The following is a 16,429-nucleotide window of genomic DNA, read 5'->3' on the forward strand; positions in this document are numbered from 1 at the left end:
TTTGAGTCGAGAAAGGATTACGTCAGAGCGCTAAACAATCGAATCAATATCCAGCTGAAACGGCGCGCCAACTGCATGTCCACCGGTCATCGCGGCGATAGCGGCGTCGTGGTCTTCAGCGGCTGGCGGGATCATCGCCAGTTGCTCCTGAACCAGGTTTTCAGGGTGGGCGTTCCAGCGCAGCAGACTTTCCTCGACCCATTCGGGCTGGTCGGCATAGCTGCCGTAAACGTCGGTCTCAGTGACCCGTTGACTGCGCAGCGCTGTCAGGCGGGCTTTGGTCATGCTGATCCTGTCTATTTCCTGATTGAGCATCAGCGTCTTGTGCACGCGCTCCTGCTCTCGCACGTAAGAACGGTGGTTGTTTTGCAGATCGCGCTTAACGGCCCGCAGCTGTTGCTGAATATTCTCCAGGGCGCTGCTGATCCACTCGTATTCGCGATTGGTCACCAGCGAACGCTTGAGCTGCAGTGCTTCCTGCCAACGGCGCAAGCTGGCCCAGCAGCCGGGGATGTAGCTGCCGACCATTGAGTGGTGACCCCGGTCGAACAACTGCCGCAGAAACGATCCGCGTTCGGGCAAGCCGTTGGTAGCGCGCAGGGCCTTGGCGCAGCCGTGATCGACGATCGTGCTGCAACCCGGCTCCCAGAGAAGGGAGGATCGGTGGTCCTTGTCGAACTCAACGGGCATGAAATGGCGCAAAGCACCGTGATGCCCATAGTCGTCGCCAAAGAAATTGATGATTCCCCAGATCAGCAGGCCGAGGCCGGCGACCGGGTTGAAGCCCAGCACCACGGCGTTGGTTGCGTACATCGGCCCAGGCTTGGCAAAGGTGTTCATCCAGGTCGCCGGCACGCTCGGTACCGGATCGTTCTGATTGACGATGCGGTGATGCACCAGCGATCTGGCGCTTTCGATGAAGGTAGTGTCGCCGGCGCGGGGGGCGCCGTAGGTGTAGAGCACGATTTGCGGGGAGAACTCCAGGTTGCGTCTCAGCATCTCGGACAGGATCAGTGCAACTGCACCGCCCAGACTGTGACCCGTGATCAGCAGCTTTTGCCCGCTGTAGAATTTTTCCAGATAAGTCACGATGAATGGATAAGCCGCCAAAGCGCCACCGTAGAAACCGCGGTGCACTTTGCCTTCTCCTTCCTGGAACGGAACCTGATAGGCATCTCCATCACGCAGACCGTCGGGCCAGAATTCACTAGTACCGCGCACGCTGATCAGGATCAGATCGTCGTGGTGGCAGATAAAGGCCTGGGTATCAGTACTGTTGTCTTTGTTACGGTCATCGAGACAATGCAACTTGGCCGGGTGTTCTTGTTCGTCGCCCAACGCCGGGTCATTCACTTCGGGGTAAAGATTCGGGTCGAACGGCACCACTTCCAGGCGTTTCGAATACGGCACGTCTTCGTACAGTGGGTAGTATTTCTGCGTTTGCGAGTCATCGACCTTCCACAACTCGTCGAACTGCGGCAGCGCGTGGCCGAACCAGTTGCCGCTGCTGGGCTGTACCGGAAAGCTTACTGTGTCGGTCTGCACCGGTTGAGTGTTGGGTTCCTGTCCGAAATCGGTGTAGCTCAGCGTCGCCATCACCGATAACTGATAAAGGTTGAGCGCGCAGAACGCCTCGCCTGTCGACAGCATTGGCCGTAGCGCTCTCATCGGCCGTACTTCCAGCACATGGTGTTTGTTCGGCAGCAGCGCGACGCCCATGGGCGGTGGCGGGGAAAACCCCAGCTCGACGGTAGCCATTTCCGCCGGACTCAGGATTGCGTGCAGTCCGCCATCCGCGGCGGTTTTATCGACGAGCTTGAAGTCTCTGGACTTCGCCGCCGATCGCATGAGCTTGTGCGCCGCCCTTTTCGGAGGGTCGCGACGAGCAGCCAGCGGCGGCAGGTGGGCGATGTGTTTTACCAATTCACTGACTTCGACCTGGCAGTACGCATCGGTTTCGGGCAGGTCCTTGGCCGGATTGGCCTGGGTGCGAGTACCTGTTTTATGGAAGAAGCGGGTCTTTTCGGCGCGGACTTGGAGTTCGGTAATGGGGAGGGGGTAGTCCAGTCTTTTTCTCAAGTCTCGATACAGCGCGTCTGCTCCTTGAAAAGGCTTATTCAGCTTGAGCACTACCGGGCCACAATGGTGGTTGTTTACCTTTGCCCAGCCTTTCGCATCCAGTTTTCCTGTATGAACGGTGTCTTCGTAGTCGGTGATCTCATATGCCAAGCCGGCGTAGGGTGTGCCATCTCCGAACTCATTCACCAATTGAAAACTGGTCGAATGCCCGCGCATCGGGCAGGCGTGGATATCACCTTGCATGAAGGTGGTAACGCTTGTAGGTAAGGATTCAGCGTTCATGGAGTCTCGTCCGTGTTTTCGTTGCAGCTTGGATAGATGGTGCAAATCCGTCCATCCACCATTCTGAAGGTGCTGAATTCTTCATAATTTCCATTGCAATAACCATGCTGGTCCTCATAGCCTTCCCCCATACAGCGCTTCCAGCCACCAGGAACCTGGACCCAAGTGTCCCCCCAACCAGGTTGCTCTTCATTCGCTAGGTTTATTTTCAATCTCACGGTTTTTCCTGGGAGTTGATCCAGTGTGTACGCGCCATGAGGGCGGCTCCGGGCTACATTTCCTTCTTGATCCATTCCTTTACATCTCAACATTTTTATTAGGTTACGCTTGGGGCTGACTGTCCGGAAAAACCACATGCATTCGCCTGTAAACTCACCCAGGCCGTCCTCGGTGAATGTGCCCTTTAATCGTTCCAGCAACTCTGGACGCACGAAAATCGAGGCGTAGTCCATGCTGAAGTTGTTTCGGCCTTTTCCATAAAAGCCGATGACCTTGATTTCCACTTTGTTGAGCGCCAACGGACAATCGCTGACGGTTTTGTACAACTCGATTTCCGCAGTGCTTACATATTCCATGGTGGGTTTATTAAAGCTCACCCAGAAATCCGGCTTCCCTGGCACGCGGCAGGTTTCACCTGCGGCAGGCAGGTAGATAGCCTTGAGCTCGTATTTGAAGTCAGGTGGGAAGTCCGGAATAAAGGTGAAGGAGTTTGGCTTGTCTACCGCCGAACAGCCTGAAGTCAGAGCGAGTACACCGCCGAGAGTACTGGCGAAGAGGGCTCGTTTGATACGCGGGAGCGTTTGCCGCCGAATGAATTCTTTCCGGTCGTTCATGGCTTTTCTTCCGCGTTTTCTGTGCATCCCGGATAGATGGTGCAAACCCGCCCATCGACCATTTTGAAAGTGCTGAAATCTTTGTCGTTGCCGTAGCAAAAGGCGTATTGATCCTCGAAGTTGTCACCCATACAGCGCTTCCAGCCGCGGGGTACTTTTATCCAGGTATCGCCGATGGCTGGAAGTTCTTCACTTGCCAGCCTGACCTTCAGCGTCACCGTTTTGCCCTCAAGTTGAGCCAATGTGTGCGCCGTGAAAGGTCTCGTTCGCAGCACGTTTCCCTGTGCATCCATGTTTTTGCAGGTCAGCAGTTTGATCAGGGAACGATGTGGACCGACGGTGCGGAATGACCACCTGCATTCACCATAAAACTCACCCTTGCCGTCCTCACTGAAAGTCCCTATCTGTCGTTCCAACAGCTCCGGGCGTACAGCAATCGAGGCGTAGTCATAGCTGAAGTTGCTTCGCCCTGAACCATAAATACCGATGACCTTGATCTCGATGTAATTCAGCGCCAGAGGACATTCGCTTACGGTTCTGTACAGCGGGATCTCGGAAGTCCCTTCGTACTTCATATTGGTTTTGTTGAATCCCAGCTGAGTGTTTCTCCCGCCAGGCACTGTGCATGTTTGGCCCTTGGCCGGAACATAGGTGGCCGTCAGGTCGTACTTGAATCCAGGTGGAAAATCCGGAACAAACATAAAGGTGTTCGGGGTCTTCACCGTCGTACAACCCACCAGCAATCCCAGGCAACCACTCAGCAGCAACCCTCGTTTCAAGTTCCTCATCGACCTACCTCTCCCTGCCAATACAACGCTTCCTGATATACCCGCTCAAAATGCATCGCCGGATCTTCACCGGGTTTGGGTAGCCATGATTTGCCTGGCCGATATCCCGGTAACTGCAAACTGCGGGTCAGCAAGAAATGCACTTGCTCCGGTTGTTGCCAGCCCCACAAGTGCGTCAGTTGAATCAGGCCCCACAACCATTCATCGACGTTCAGTTGTTCGGCCAGCGTGGCCATTGCTTCGGTGTGTTCGCCGACCAGGTAACGGCGGGTGTTGTCGAACAGCACGTTGGCGTAGATCAGCTCCGGGGTCGGCGTGTGCAGCCACGGCGGATCCATCGGCAGCGGGTGGTGGCCGGGGTCCGGGTTGTCGATGGCGTTCCATCGTTCTGCGTGCCAATAGCAAACGCTGTTGAATGGCCCGAGAAACGCGGCGCGGTGCTCGGGTTGCAGGTGCGCCAGCGCACGGCCCAGAACACGGTTGTCATGCACGCGGTACACCGCCAGATTCGGGCGTTCGCCGGTTATCAGGCGCTCGCGCCAATGCGCCGCCAGCGTGTCAAGTTCGACGTGACGGGCACTGGCCAGCCAGCCCCAATTGCGCTCGGACGTGGCAAGCAAGGTCTGGATGGCGGGATGCTGCGCCGTATCGATCTGCAACAGCAGCGGGCCGGTCGGCACCAGTAACTCGGCCGCCGTGCCGCTGTAGAGCGGGCGAAACCGCTCGGTGCCGAGGTCGCGGGTCAACGCAGCGTGCTCTGCGCTTTGGCCGTCGGTGTCGAGCATCAGATACAGTTCACAGCCAGCGCGGGACTGAGCGTGCAACCATTGTTCGACCGGGCTCAAGCGACTTCTCCCAGCTCGCACTGACCCGCCGCGCAGGCTTCGCACAGCGGGCAGAAATCCGCTGCCTGCTGGCGGGCGCTGTTGACGATCGACAGCGGCGTGGCGTTGATCGCAGCAGGCAGACCGGCCTCAACCTGCAGCGGCTGCAGCGGTGCGAGACCCGGCAGTGGCGCGCCGCCCTGAACAATGGGCACGCTGCTGAAAATCCCGCCGGCATTGATCACGATGTGATGTCCGCCCGCTGACAGCGTCAGGCTCATGCCGGCATCGATCACCACGTTGCTTGCCGTGACATGCGCCTGCTGGCCGGCCTGGATTACCAGAGCGCCCAAGGTCTGGCTGCTGGTGCCGCTGACCTGCAACAAGTCATCGGCGTTGATCACGGTGTTGCGCAGTCCTTGATGAGTGCGCGAATCCTTGCCCTCGATGAGACTGGTGCTGTCATTGCCGACATGCTCATGGCGGTCGCGAGTGATCAGGCTGCGGCTGTCGTTGAGGACCAGTTGCTCGAGGTCGCGCTGCGCGCGCAGGTAGATCTTCTCCTGCCCGGCGCGATCCTCGATCGACAGTTCGTTGTAGCCGCCATTGCGCGGTGAGCTCTGGCTGCGTAATACCGTGCGGGTTTTACTCGCCGGCAAGGGATGAGCGACGGCATTGACCTTGTTGGCGACGCAGCCGGTAATCAGCGGTTGGTCCGGGTCGCCTTCCTGGAAGGTCACGACCACTTCCATGTCGACCCGGGGAATGGTCACCGCGCCGAATCCTTCACCTGCCCAACTGGACGCTACGCGTAACCAGCAGCTGCTTTTTTCGCTGTTGCGTTCAGCGCGATCCCAAGGAAACTCGACACGAACCCTGCCGTACTCATCGCAGAAGATCTCTTCTCCGGGAGGCCCGGTAACGCGCGCGGTCTGGCAGACCAGCAAGGGCCTTGGCGCGGGCAAAGGGGGACGGTAGACCACCTCTGCGGGAATGGCCCTGAAGGTATTGCGATAGCCCTGGGAAAAACCATCGGCAGGTTTCGCCTCGCTGCTGAAAGCCTCTTCGAGCACCGCCGGTTGCTTGCCTTCGTGACCAAGACTGACCAACAACCACAACTCGTTGCAGTCGGCCCTGGGATGTTCGCTCAGCTCGAACAGGTGACCGCTGCGCAAAATCGCCTGATTGCTTTTGCCTTCAATCCATTGATAGTCGCTGCGATGGCGCTCCAACGTCTGACGCGCCAGCTGTTTGCCGTGTTTTTCGGACTTCATCAACAGTGGGTAGCGATAGTCCTCCAGAGCCGGCGTGAATTCGGCGGTGAAGCGGCTCTCCAGCAGCAGGCTTGGGCGCTTGAGGTCATAGTCGCGGCGGGTGACGGTGCTGGTACGGGTGTTGAAGCCCATGGTCAGGTGGTTGACCACCGGGTGTTCGGCAACCATGCCGCTATCCACCCTGAAGGGTGTCGTGCCCAATTTGCGCGCGAACACCGGGCTGTCGCTGAACACCAGTAAGTGCCCGTCGAGCGAATGTTGATGGTGCCAGGCGATACCCTCTTCGGCGCACAGGCGCTGGATGAACAGGAAGTCGCTTTCGCCGTACTGCGTGCAGTACTCGCGCGGCTCACGGGCGGCGACATTGAACGTGAAGTCATCGCGTTGAATGCCATGCCCTTTGAGCACTTGCGCGATGATCTGCGGCACTGTCAGCTGCTGGAAAATCCGCTGGTCGTGGCTCAGTTGCAGATAATGCAGCGCCGGTACCAGTGTCAGCTCATAACGGCTCAGGCGCTTGCCTGACTCGCCGAGCATGACGTTTTCGATCCGCCCGTGAATGCCTTCGCCCGCTAATCCGAATTGCAGAAATGCAGGCTGGCTGAGGAGGCTTTCCAGATCGAAATCCGCCTGCTCGCTCACCAGCTCGATGCGAAATGCGTACAGCTGACTGATGCCTTCGGTGCCCGTGAACGCGAGTACCTTGAAGTCGTGGCGAATGGTCGGGATGTGCAGTGAGAATGGCGCGCAATGGCCTTTGCCGAACATGGGCTTGTCCTTAAGCAAAGTGAGTCAAAGCGCGATGCGGTTCCTCCCTGATCGCCGCGCATGAAAAGTTGCCGGGGCAAGCTAACGGCGCAGCAAACTAAATGATGTAAGAAGTATCCCTGACATTTGTCAGAGTATTCCGGCTGTGGAAGTACTGGCCGGGATGCGAGAAGTATCTGTAGGAAGCGGCGTGGATAACTATCGAAGTGCCAGTATTTGCGCGGGGAGTAAAGTTTCAGAATAATGAAATGCCATCATTATGGTGGCACTTTTTGCATTGATCGTTGTCGCTGCAAACTTCTCGATGGAACCCGGTCATTTTCGGAAGTGTCCTACTTCTATTTTTTTTTGAATTTGGCATGCTGCACGCCGCTCGAGGGTGCGGGCGTCAGGTAAACTCGCCCGGCTGCGGCCGAGGCTCTGGAACAGTGGTTTGGCGGGAGCCGGGAAAATGCGCTGATTAATAAACGGCATCAGGGAAACCCCTGTGGCATATAGGGCGATCTCCTACAGACCTCAATGAACAGTTCGTCTTGTTGTTTAATCAGATGCTTGCTAGTGGCCATCATAGTGATTACGATGCGCCCACTTGAAAGAGCACATCTCAATTGGATGAGTCGCTGAACTGCTCTTCGATACTGTCCCGCGTTGCTGAAACTCCATTCGCGCGCATGACTGTAATCCTTAATAAAGGCCATGGATGTCCTACTCAAGCAAACTTTCTGCCCATTACCTCGAACTCGCAAAAGTCTCTGTTTCCAAAGAGAATTTCGCGGGCGAAGACGTTCGTTTTTCGAGCGAATTCGAGGCGCTTGAAAGTGAGCTGGCCAAGGCTTCGTCGATGCACGAAAGCGGGCAGATCGACTGGCTGAAAATCCGCGAAAACAGCGAAAATCTGCTGCGTACCCAATCCAAGGATCTGCGTGTCGGCGCCTGGCTGACCTGGTCGCTGTACCAGCGCGAATCCTTCCCCGGGCTGCTTGCCGGCCTCGGTCTGCTGCACCATCTGTCGGAAAACAACTGGGCCGACGTCCACCCGCTCAAACCCCGCACCCGTGCCGCCGCGATCGGCTGGCTGGTGCCGCGTCTCGAGCAGGTCATCACCGAAAACATCGCGATCAAAGAGCAGTTGCCGATGTTCCGGCAGCTCTCCGAGCACCTGGCCGGTCTTGAGGCCGCGTGCACTGAACATCTGGGCGATGACGCGCCGCTGCTGCTGCCGATCTCCCGCCGCCTGAAAACCATGATCCAGCGTGCCGCCGACAACCAGCCGGCCCCGGGCGTGGTGGGCGCGGCAGTGGCGCAGGTCAAGCAGGCCGCGACCCAGCTGCTCACCCCAGGCGCGCCGATCGACAACGAACGCGATGCGCACAAAGCCCTGCGTGCCCAGCAGGAAAGCGCCCGGCCGTTGTGCGCGTGGTGGCTCAAGCAGAAGGCTACCGATCTGCGCGCCCTGCGCCTCAATCGCACGCTGTTGTGGATGACCATCGACGCGGTGCCCGAGCGCAACGCCGAGCAGATCACCGTGCTGCGCGGCCTGCCGCTGGAAAAACTCAAGCTCTATCAGGACCGTTTCGATCAGGGCAAATACGCCGACCTGCTGGTGGAACTGGAGGCGAGCCTGGCGAAGGCGCCGTTCTGGTTCGATGGCCAGAGGATGGTCTGGGAATGTCTCCAGAACCTCAACGCCGAGCTGGCCATGCGCGAAGTGGAAATCCACTTCGCGCTTTTGATTCAGCGCCTGCCGGGCATCATCGAGTTGCGCTTCCATGACGGCGCGCCGTTTGCCGATCCGTCCACCCGGGCGTGGATCGCCGCCAACGTCATGCCGCACCTGCAAAGTGCCAGCGCGCCGCGCAAGGTCGAAAGCGAGAACGTCGAAACCCAGCCGGCCTGGGAAAAAGCCCTCGAAGAAGTCCAGCCGATCCTGCGCAAGGAAGGCTTGAAGCCGGCCGTGCAGATTCTCAAGCAGGGTCTGCAATCGGCCCACGGTGGCCGTGAACGCTTCTTCTGGCAGTTCACCCTCGCGCGGCTGTGTTTCCTGGCCAAGAAATACGAACTGGCCAAGAACCAGCTCGAAACCCTCGATCAGACATTACAGGACTCAGGCCTGCACGCCTGGGAGCCCGATCTTGCATTGCAAGTGCTGCACCTGCTGCACAGTTGCTGCGAGTTGTTGCCGCAGAACCACGCCGTACGTGAAAGCAAGGAAGAGATTTATCGCAGGCTGTGCCACCTCGACCTCGAAGTGGTACTCGAATAGGCCCCAGGGCCACAACCGCAAGGAGAAAAGCCATGGCCAAAGAAGGCTCGGTAGCCCCCAAGGAACGCATCAACGTCACCTTCAAACCCGCCACCGGCGGAGCTCAGGAAGAGATTGAACTGCCGCTGAAGCTGCTGGCAATCGGTGACTACACCCACCGCAAGGACGATCGCAAAATCGAAGATCGCAAGCCGATCAGCATCGACAAGATGACCTTCGACGAAGTGTTGGCCAAGCAAGAGCTGGGTCTGACGCTGAGCGTGCCGAACCGTCTGCAGGAAGATGGCGAGGCTGAAGAGCTGGCCGTGCAATTGCGCGTCAATTCGATGAAGGACTTCAACCCGGCCAGCCTGGTCGAGCAAGTGCCTGAGCTGAAAAAACTGATGGAACTGCGCGATGCGCTGGTGGCCCTCAAAGGCCCGCTGGGTAACGCACCTGCGTTCCGTAAAGCGATCGAAGGCGTGCTCGCCGACGACGAATCCCGCGGTCGCGTACTCGGTGAGCTGGGCCTGAACGCCGCAGCCCCGGACGCCTGAGACTCCAGTAGCCAAGGAAGCCAACACAATGAGCACTAGCGCAGCACAAGAGAAGAGCGCCGCCAGCGGCGAATACAGCATTCTCGACAGCATCATCGCCGAAACCCGTCTGACCCCGGACGACGAAGCCTACGACATCGCCAAGCGTGGCGTGTCGGCGTTCATCGAAGAGCTGCTCAAGCCGCAGAACAACGGTGAGCCGGTCAAGAAAGCCATGGTTGACCGCATGATCGCCGAGATCGATGCCAAGCTCAGCCGTCAGATGGACGAGATCCTGCACCACCCGGATTTCCAGGCGCTGGAATCGTCGTGGCGTGGTCTGCAGTTGCTGGTCGACCGCACCAACTTCCGCGAAAACATCAAGATCGAAATCCTCAACGTCTCCAAAGAAGACCTGCTGGACGATTTCGAAGATTCGCCGGAAGTCATGCAGTCGGGCCTGTACAAGCACATCTACACCGCTGAATACGGCCAGTTCGGTGGTCAGCCGGTGGGCGCGATCATCGCCAACTACTACATGTCGCCGAGCTCGCCAGACGTCAAGCTGATGCAGTACGTGGCCAGCGTTTCGTGCATGTCCCACGCGCCGTTCATCGCTGCCGCCGGGCCGAAATTCTTCGGTCTGGAAAGCTTCACCGGCCTGCCGGATCTGAAAGATCTGAAAGACCACTTCGAAGGCCCGCAATTCGCCAAATGGCAGAGCTTCCGTACTTCGGAAGACTCCCGCTACGTTGGCCTGACCGTGCCGCGTTTCCTGCTGCGTAACCCGTACGATCCGGAAGAAAACCCGGTGAAATCGTTCGTGTACAAGGAAACCGTTGCCAACAGCCATGAGCATTACCTGTGGGGCAACACCGCTTACGCCTTCGGCACCAAGCTGACCGACAGCTTCGCCAAATTCCGCTGGTGCCCGAACATCATCGGCCCGCAGAGCGGTGGCGCGGTTGAAGATCTGCCTCTGCACCATTTCGAAAGCATGGGCGAAATCGAAACCAAGATCCCTACCGAAGTATTGGTTTCCGACCGTCGTGAATACGAACTGGCCGAGGAAGGCTTCATCTCCCTGACCATGCGCAAAGGCTCCGACAACGCGGCGTTCTTCTCCGCAAGCTCAGTGCAGAAGCCGAAGTTCTTCGGCATCAGCGCAGAAGGCAAGGCTGCAGAGCTGAACTACAAGCTCGGCACTCAACTGCCGTACATGATGATCGTCAACCGCCTGGCTCACTACTTGAAAGTGCTGCAGCGCGAGCAACTCGGTTCGTGGAAAGAGCGTACCGACCTCGAGCTGGAACTGAACAAGTGGATCCGTCAGTACGTCGCCGACCAGGAAAATCCGAGCGCCGAAGTGCGTGGCCGTCGTCCGCTGCGCGCTGCGCAGGTGATCGTCAGCGACGTTGAAGGCGAGCCGGGCTGGTACCGCGTGAGCTTGAACGTGCGTCCGCACTTCAAGTACATGGGTGCCGATTTCACCCTGTCGCTGGTTGGCAAGCTGGACAAAGAGTAAGAGCGACTCATGGACGGATACGGCAGCCTGTTCGAACGCCTCAACGGCGACGCACAACTACGCAAGGGCAACAGCCTTGAGGCTTGCGCCATGGCGTCAGTGGCTGCCCATCTGGCCAAAATGCTCAGCACCCGGGCCGGCAGCGTGCAAACGCTGGCCGACTACGGGTTGCCCGATCTCAATGACATGCGCCTGAGCCTGCACGACTCGCTGAGTCAGGCCCGTCTGGCCATCGAAAACTTCATCGAAGCCTACGAGCCACGCCTGAGCAACGTGCGTGTCATTTCCCTGCCGCGTGACCACGATCAACTGCGCCTGGCCTTCAGTATCGAAGGCTTGCTGGAAGTCGAGGGTTTCAAGCGTCAGGTCAGTTTCTCCGCGCGCCTGGATGGCAGCGGTCAAGTCAAGGTCACCTAAGGAGATCCCCGATGTCTGGCAAACCCGCAGCACGCGTATCCGACCCCACCGCTTGCCCGCTCCCCGGCCACGGCACCAACCCGATCGCCGCCGGTTCCGGCGACGTGTTCTTCGACGGCCTCGCGGCCGCCCGCCAAGGCGATGCCTCGGCGTGTGGTGGTGCGATGTCCGGCGGTTTGGCGACCACTGTGTTGATCAACGGCAAGCCTGCCGCGACGGTTGATTCGGTGGGGACCCATGGCAACAAGGTCACGGCTGGGTCAGGCACGGTGATCATTGGCAATTCGCATACGCCGGTGCCGTTTGTGCCGCCGTTGCCGCTGATGCTGTTTTCACATACACAGCACGTGGTTATGGAAGATCAAGATGGAAATCCGCTGTCCGATATTCCCTATCAAATTACAACATCCAAAGGGAAAGTCATCACCGGTCAAAGTGATGCAATGGGCAGAACCGAGTTAGTCGGAGGAAATGAGGGTGAAACTTTCGACTTCCACGCGGCGATCGATGGAGCGGCACTATGAGTGCAGAAGTTCTGTCGACGTTAATGGCACGCTCAATTGCCTTGACTCCGAAAGCGGACAAGACTCCCAAAAAAGTGACCTATAAGGTTTTTTGGAAAACAACGGCTTTTTGGACTGATGCAGACATTGCTGACTTTCAGAATGATGCGCCATTGATTGCTGAAACTTTGATCAATGAAAAGTATTGGAACAGAGAAGGGGCAGTCGCTAACAATAGATTTACATGCGAAGATTTTGCACTTAGGGTGTTGTGTGAGTTCGCGTCCAAGCGTGGGCTGCCAGTCAAGTTGAAAACGGGTGTCCGGACCTACCGTAACATGGAGAACTATACCGCAGCGAACCATGACAGATATGCGTCCAATATGTTTGGATTCAGTGAAATGGTTATGTTGACTTACGGTGCTCCCGACATGCAGCGAGTCGGTGAAAATACCTTGGCAGTGGATTCAGTAGAAGGGTTGTTACCTGGCGATATCCTAGCGCAGGCGAAGGATCGACCTGGTGATCTCGCGCACCACATTCAAATGGTTGTCCGTATTACAGAAACGGAACTTGAGATTCGCCAAGGAAATACCTCTGGTGCCAGTTTTCGTCCAGTCACAACGATACAGAAATGGATGGGTTCAAACATGGCTGACCCGCAGAACTCTGGGTACGCGGGCATGCTGATCGAGACCGGGCTTTATCGAAAGGCCGGAGCAGGTTGGAATTATAAAAATCTCAGCACCGGCTCAATGGCCGAAGATTTTTTGAGTATTTTTTTGTTTTATCGATGGAATTTCATGGAGTTCAATAAGTGACTATTCAAGGTTACTTGGCCGGAGTGGCTGATAGCGATTTGTTTGGCACTTTAGCGATTATTTGCTTGGTAGTTGCCTTGTCCGGGATTTTTTCGCGAGTCAGGGAAAAGAAGATGCATAAAATCATGATGTTCGTGTGTGTGATGATGATTCCGGTTATGCACGTGATTGGAAGTATTTATTTGAACAAGACACCTGCTTGAGATGATAGTTGGGCTGTCGAAGACTGGCGATTCTCTCGAAATCTCGATTGTGCCAGTCGCACGAAAATTGCTGACTTGCAAAAAAGGGGGATGTCCCCTAATGATGGTAAGTTGGTGATATGGGAATCGAGGAAGGTGAAGTGATGAGTGCGACTCTATTATATTATTCAAATGATGAAGTATGTAGGCGCAAGCTCATGAAGCTGTCTATCGCGATTCTTGCCGTGGCTCTGGTTTCACTGACAAACGTATTTCAAAATGCCCTCATGATGTTGATGGATAGTGTTAACTTTATTCCGTCTCAATCCTCCATTTTTTCATTCGAGCCTTATGAGATCAATGAGGGGTCGTCGAATTACTGGATCTATGGCGAGGATGGGGAGAACTATTACTACTTCTCCTACGAGCCCGCAACGCCTTACGTATTCATTCGTAAATCCAATACATGCCCGTCGTTTGATCGTCTTGACCATGCCACGTGGTGCGCCGCAGAACGCGGCGGTAAAAAATGAACCGGCATTTCGGTGGCGAAGCGTTTTTTTTATGAGTTCATTTTTCAGGCAGGTACCCCGTGTCCTTTAACCACTACTACCAAAGCGAACTCACCGCACTGCGCCAGCTCGGTCGCCGTTTCGCCGAGCGTAGTCCGGCGCTGGCGCCGTATCTGGGGCAGGCCGGGCGGGATCCGGATGTGGAGCGGTTGCTCGAAGGCTTTGCGTTTCTGACCGGGCGTTTGCGCCAGAAGCTCGATGACGAGCTGCCGGAGCTCAGCCATTCGCTGATGCAGCTGCTGTGGCCGAACTACATGCGCCCGCTGCCGGCGTTCAGCATTCTGCAGTTTGATCCGCTCAAGCGTTCCGGGCCGGCGCTGCTGGTTGAGCGCGATACGCCGATCGAGAGCAAGCCGATCGAAGACGTGCGCTGCCGCTTCCGTACGTGCTACCCGACCGAGGTGTTGCCGCTGGATCTGGCCGCGCTGAATTACTCGGTGAAGGGCGATGGCTCGCTGCTCAGCCTGCGCCTGGAAATGAGCGCTGACGGCCACCTCGGCGAACTGGAGCTGAGCAAATTGCGCCTGCACTTTGCCGGCGAGCGTTACATCAGCCAGATGTTGTACCTGAGCCTGCTGCGCAACCTCGACGGCATCGAACTGATCCCGCTCGACGGCGCCGGCAAGCCGATTGATGGCGTCAGCGGCAAGCCGATGGCGTTCAAGATCCCCGGCGACCGGGTCAAACCGGTGGGCTTTGCCGAAGAAGAAGCGTTGATCCCGTATCCGCTGAACACCTTCCGTGGCTATCGCTACCTGCAGGAATACTTCGCCTTCCAGGACAAATTCCTGTTCGTCGACGTCAACGGTCTGGACATTCTCAAGGCGCTGCCGGAAGACACCCTCAAGCAGATGCGCGGCCTCGAATTGCGCTTCGACATTCGCAAGAGCGGCATCATGCGCATGCGTCCGACTCTGGATAACGTGAAGCTGTTCTGCACGCCGATCGTCAATCTGTTCGAGCACGATGCACTGCCGATCCGCCTCGACGGCAAGCAGGATGAATACCTGTTGCTGCCGGCGGAATACGACCTGGAAAACTGCGGTGTGTTCTCCGTGGAAACCGTCACTGGCTGGAAGCCCGGCGGTCTCGGTTATCAGGAATACGTGCCGTTCGAATCCTTCGAGCACGACCCGAGTTTCGACGTGCCCAACAGCCGGCCGCATTACAGCATTCGCCAACGTTCGTCCTTGCTGCATGACGGCCTCGACACTTACCTGAGCTTCGGCATCCGCCACACCGAAGCCCACGAAACCCTGTCGATCGAGCTGATGTGCACCAACCAGAACCTGCCGAAAAAGCTCAAGCTCGGCGACATCTGCATGGCCAGCGAGCAGACCCCGGAATTCCTCAGTTTCCGCAACATCACCCCGGCCACGTCGAGCTTCGCGCCGCCGCTGAACCGTGACTTCCTGTGGAAGCTGATCAGCAACATGTCGCTTAACTATCTGTCGCTGGCGGACGTCAATGCGTTGAAGGTGATTCTGGAAACCTACGACCTGCCGCGTTACTACGACCAGCACGCGGAAAAGGTCAGCAAACGCCTGCTCGGCGGCCTCAAGCACATCAAGCATCACCACGTCGACCGACTGCATCGCGGTCTGCCGGTGCGCGGTCTGCGCACCGAACTGACCATCGACCCGGAAGGCTATATCGGCGAAGGCGACCTGTTCGTCTTCGCTTCGGTTCTCAACGAGTTTTTCGCGCTTTACGCCAGTCTCAATTCATTCCATGAGCTGCGGGTAAAAAGCACACAGGGAGAGGTGTACCAATGGACACCACGTATGGGCCTGCAGCCCCTGCTTTAAGCGGGCTGACCAAGGTAATACGCGAGTACTCGCTGTTTCAGGCCGTGCTGCTGGTGATCGACCGGCTGCGCGAGGCACACCCGCATCTGAGCGAAGACGATCTGTACGACCAGGTCGAGTTCCAGGCCAACCCGAGCCTGGGCTTTCCGCGCAGCGACGTCGATCGCGTCGAGTTTTTCGAAGAGCACGGCAAGATGCGCGCGCGCATGCGCTTCAACCTGATCGGCCTGGTCGGCTCCGGCTCGCCGCTGCCGGCGTTCTATGGCGAACAAGCCTTGGGCGACAGCGAGGACGGCAACCCGACGCGCAATTTCCTCGACCTGTTCCACCATCGCCTGCAACGACTGATGCTGCCGATCTGGCGCAAGTACCGCTACCGCGCGAGCTTCCAGAGCGGCGCGATCGACCCGTTCTCGGCGCAGCTGTTCGCCCTGATCGGCCTGGGCGGCGACGAGATCCGCAAGGCCAAGGAACTCAACTGGAAACGCTTGCTGCCGTACCTCGGCCTGCTCAGTTTGCGGGCGCACTCGGCGGCGCTGATCGAAGCCGTGCTGCGTTACTACTTCAAGCACGAAGACCTGGTCATCGAGCAATGCATCGAGCGCCGCGTGGAAATCCTCGACGAGCAGCGCAATCGTTTGGGCCGCGCCAACAGCGTACTCGGCGAAGACCTGGTGCTGGGCGAACACGTGCGCGATCGCAGCGGCAAATTCCGCATTCACATCACCGAACTCGACTGGCAGCGATTCCATGAATTCCTGCCGATCGGTTTCGGTTACCAGCCGCTTTGCGCGCTGGTGCGGTTCACCTTGCGTGACCCGCTCGATTACGACATTCGCCTGGTCCTGCGCCAGGAAGAAATCCGCGAACTGCGCATCGGTGAGCAGAACGCCTGTCGCCTCGGTTGGACCAGTTGGCTGGGCCGCGAAAAAGCGGACGGCGTGGTGACCCTGGGCAGCAAAATTCATTAAGGAC

Annotated in this window: 15 protein-coding genes; 10 read left to right on the top strand and 5 right to left on the bottom strand. The window is 57.6% G+C overall.

Going from position 1 to position 16,429, the window contains the following annotated elements:
• Positions 1 to 30: 30 nt before the first annotated feature.
• Genes AC4IHP_RS01145 through AC4IHP_RS01165 form a run of 5 tightly spaced genes read right to left on the bottom strand, consistent with a single transcriptional unit; the run spans position 31 to position 6,848 of the window.
• Positions 31 to 2,361: a lipase family protein gene (locus AC4IHP_RS01145; RefSeq protein WP_490830674.1), complete on the bottom strand. Its 2,331-nt coding sequence runs from the start codon at positions 2,359 to 2,361 to the stop codon at positions 31 to 33.
• Positions 2,358 to 3,194, bottom strand: coding sequence for a hypothetical protein (locus tag AC4IHP_RS01150; protein ID WP_490830675.1), 837 nt, complete (start codon positions 3,192 to 3,194; stop codon positions 2,358 to 2,360). The genes AC4IHP_RS01145 and AC4IHP_RS01150 overlap by 4 nt, the downstream gene beginning before the upstream one ends.
• Complete coding sequence (locus AC4IHP_RS01155) at positions 3,191 to 3,982, bottom strand: hypothetical protein (RefSeq protein WP_490830676.1); 792 nt, start codon at positions 3,980 to 3,982, stop codon at positions 3,191 to 3,193. The genes AC4IHP_RS01150 and AC4IHP_RS01155 overlap by 4 nt, the downstream gene beginning before the upstream one ends.
• Positions 3,979 to 4,827 carry a DUF4123 domain-containing protein gene (locus tag AC4IHP_RS01160; RefSeq protein ID WP_490830677.1) on the bottom strand — a complete coding sequence of 283 codons (849 nt, stop codon included), beginning with the start codon at positions 4,825 to 4,827 and terminating at the stop codon, positions 3,979 to 3,981. The genes AC4IHP_RS01155 and AC4IHP_RS01160 overlap by 4 nt, the downstream gene beginning before the upstream one ends.
• Positions 4,824 to 6,848 (bottom strand): type VI secretion system Vgr family protein, encoded by a 2,025-nt coding sequence (locus tag AC4IHP_RS01165; protein WP_490830678.1) that lies wholly within the window; start codon positions 6,846 to 6,848, stop codon positions 4,824 to 4,826. Before AC4IHP_RS01165 ends, AC4IHP_RS01160 begins: the two co-directional genes overlap by 4 nt.
• A 700-nt stretch (positions 6,849 to 7,548) precedes the next feature.
• On the opposite strand from AC4IHP_RS01165, the gene tssA reads away from it, so the two are divergent.
• The 10 genes from tssA to tssG all read left to right on the top strand — a co-directional run bounded on the left by tssA (position 7,549) and on the right by tssG (position 16,425).
• Positions 7,549 to 9,111 carry a type VI secretion system protein TssA gene (gene tssA, locus AC4IHP_RS01170; protein ID WP_024014827.1) on the top strand — a complete coding sequence of 521 codons (1,563 nt, stop codon included), beginning with the start codon at positions 7,549 to 7,551 and terminating at the stop codon, positions 9,109 to 9,111.
• Between the two features lie 32 nt (positions 9,112 to 9,143).
• The gene (tssB, locus tag AC4IHP_RS01175; RefSeq protein WP_016772498.1) at positions 9,144 to 9,647 is read left to right on the top strand and encodes a type VI secretion system contractile sheath small subunit; all 504 of its coding nucleotides are present in this window, start codon (positions 9,144 to 9,146) and stop codon (positions 9,645 to 9,647) included.
• Positions 9,648 to 9,675: 28 nt separating this feature from the next.
• Positions 9,676 to 11,151, top strand: coding sequence for a type VI secretion system contractile sheath large subunit (tssC, locus tag AC4IHP_RS01180; RefSeq protein ID WP_016772499.1), 1,476 nt, complete (start codon positions 9,676 to 9,678; stop codon positions 11,149 to 11,151).
• Between the two features lie 9 nt (positions 11,152 to 11,160).
• The gene (tssE, locus tag AC4IHP_RS01185; RefSeq protein WP_007920274.1) at positions 11,161 to 11,568 is read left to right on the top strand and encodes a type VI secretion system baseplate subunit TssE; all 408 of its coding nucleotides are present in this window, start codon (positions 11,161 to 11,163) and stop codon (positions 11,566 to 11,568) included.
• An 11-nt stretch (positions 11,569 to 11,579) separates the two neighbouring features.
• On the top strand, positions 11,580 to 12,092 hold the full coding sequence (locus AC4IHP_RS01190; RefSeq protein WP_490830679.1) for a PAAR domain-containing protein: 513 nt from the start codon (positions 11,580 to 11,582) through the stop codon (positions 12,090 to 12,092).
• Positions 12,089 to 12,892, top strand: coding sequence for a hypothetical protein (locus tag AC4IHP_RS01195; RefSeq protein ID WP_460122364.1), 804 nt, complete (start codon positions 12,089 to 12,091; stop codon positions 12,890 to 12,892). The genes AC4IHP_RS01190 and AC4IHP_RS01195 overlap by 4 nt, the downstream gene beginning before the upstream one ends.
• Positions 12,889 to 13,095 (top strand): hypothetical protein, encoded by a 207-nt coding sequence (locus AC4IHP_RS01200; protein WP_490830680.1) that lies wholly within the window; start codon positions 12,889 to 12,891, stop codon positions 13,093 to 13,095. The genes AC4IHP_RS01195 and AC4IHP_RS01200 overlap by 4 nt, the downstream gene beginning before the upstream one ends.
• A gap of 197 nt (positions 13,096 to 13,292) precedes the next feature.
• Positions 13,293 to 13,607: a hypothetical protein gene (locus AC4IHP_RS01205; RefSeq protein ID WP_434767148.1), complete on the top strand. Its 315-nt coding sequence runs from the start codon at positions 13,293 to 13,295 to the stop codon at positions 13,605 to 13,607.
• A 59-nt stretch (positions 13,608 to 13,666) separates the two neighbouring features.
• Positions 13,667 to 15,454 carry a type VI secretion system baseplate subunit TssF gene (gene tssF, locus AC4IHP_RS01210; protein ID WP_039757337.1) on the top strand — a complete coding sequence of 596 codons (1,788 nt, stop codon included), beginning with the start codon at positions 13,667 to 13,669 and terminating at the stop codon, positions 15,452 to 15,454.
• The gene (tssG, locus tag AC4IHP_RS01215; protein ID WP_056790879.1) at positions 15,418 to 16,425 is read left to right on the top strand and encodes a type VI secretion system baseplate subunit TssG; all 1,008 of its coding nucleotides are present in this window, start codon (positions 15,418 to 15,420) and stop codon (positions 16,423 to 16,425) included. Before tssF ends, tssG begins: the two co-directional genes overlap by 37 nt.
• The last annotated feature ends 4 nt before the right edge of the window (positions 16,426 to 16,429 follow it).

The sequence above is a fragment of the Pseudomonas sp. UF-293 genome (assembly GCF_058245595.1).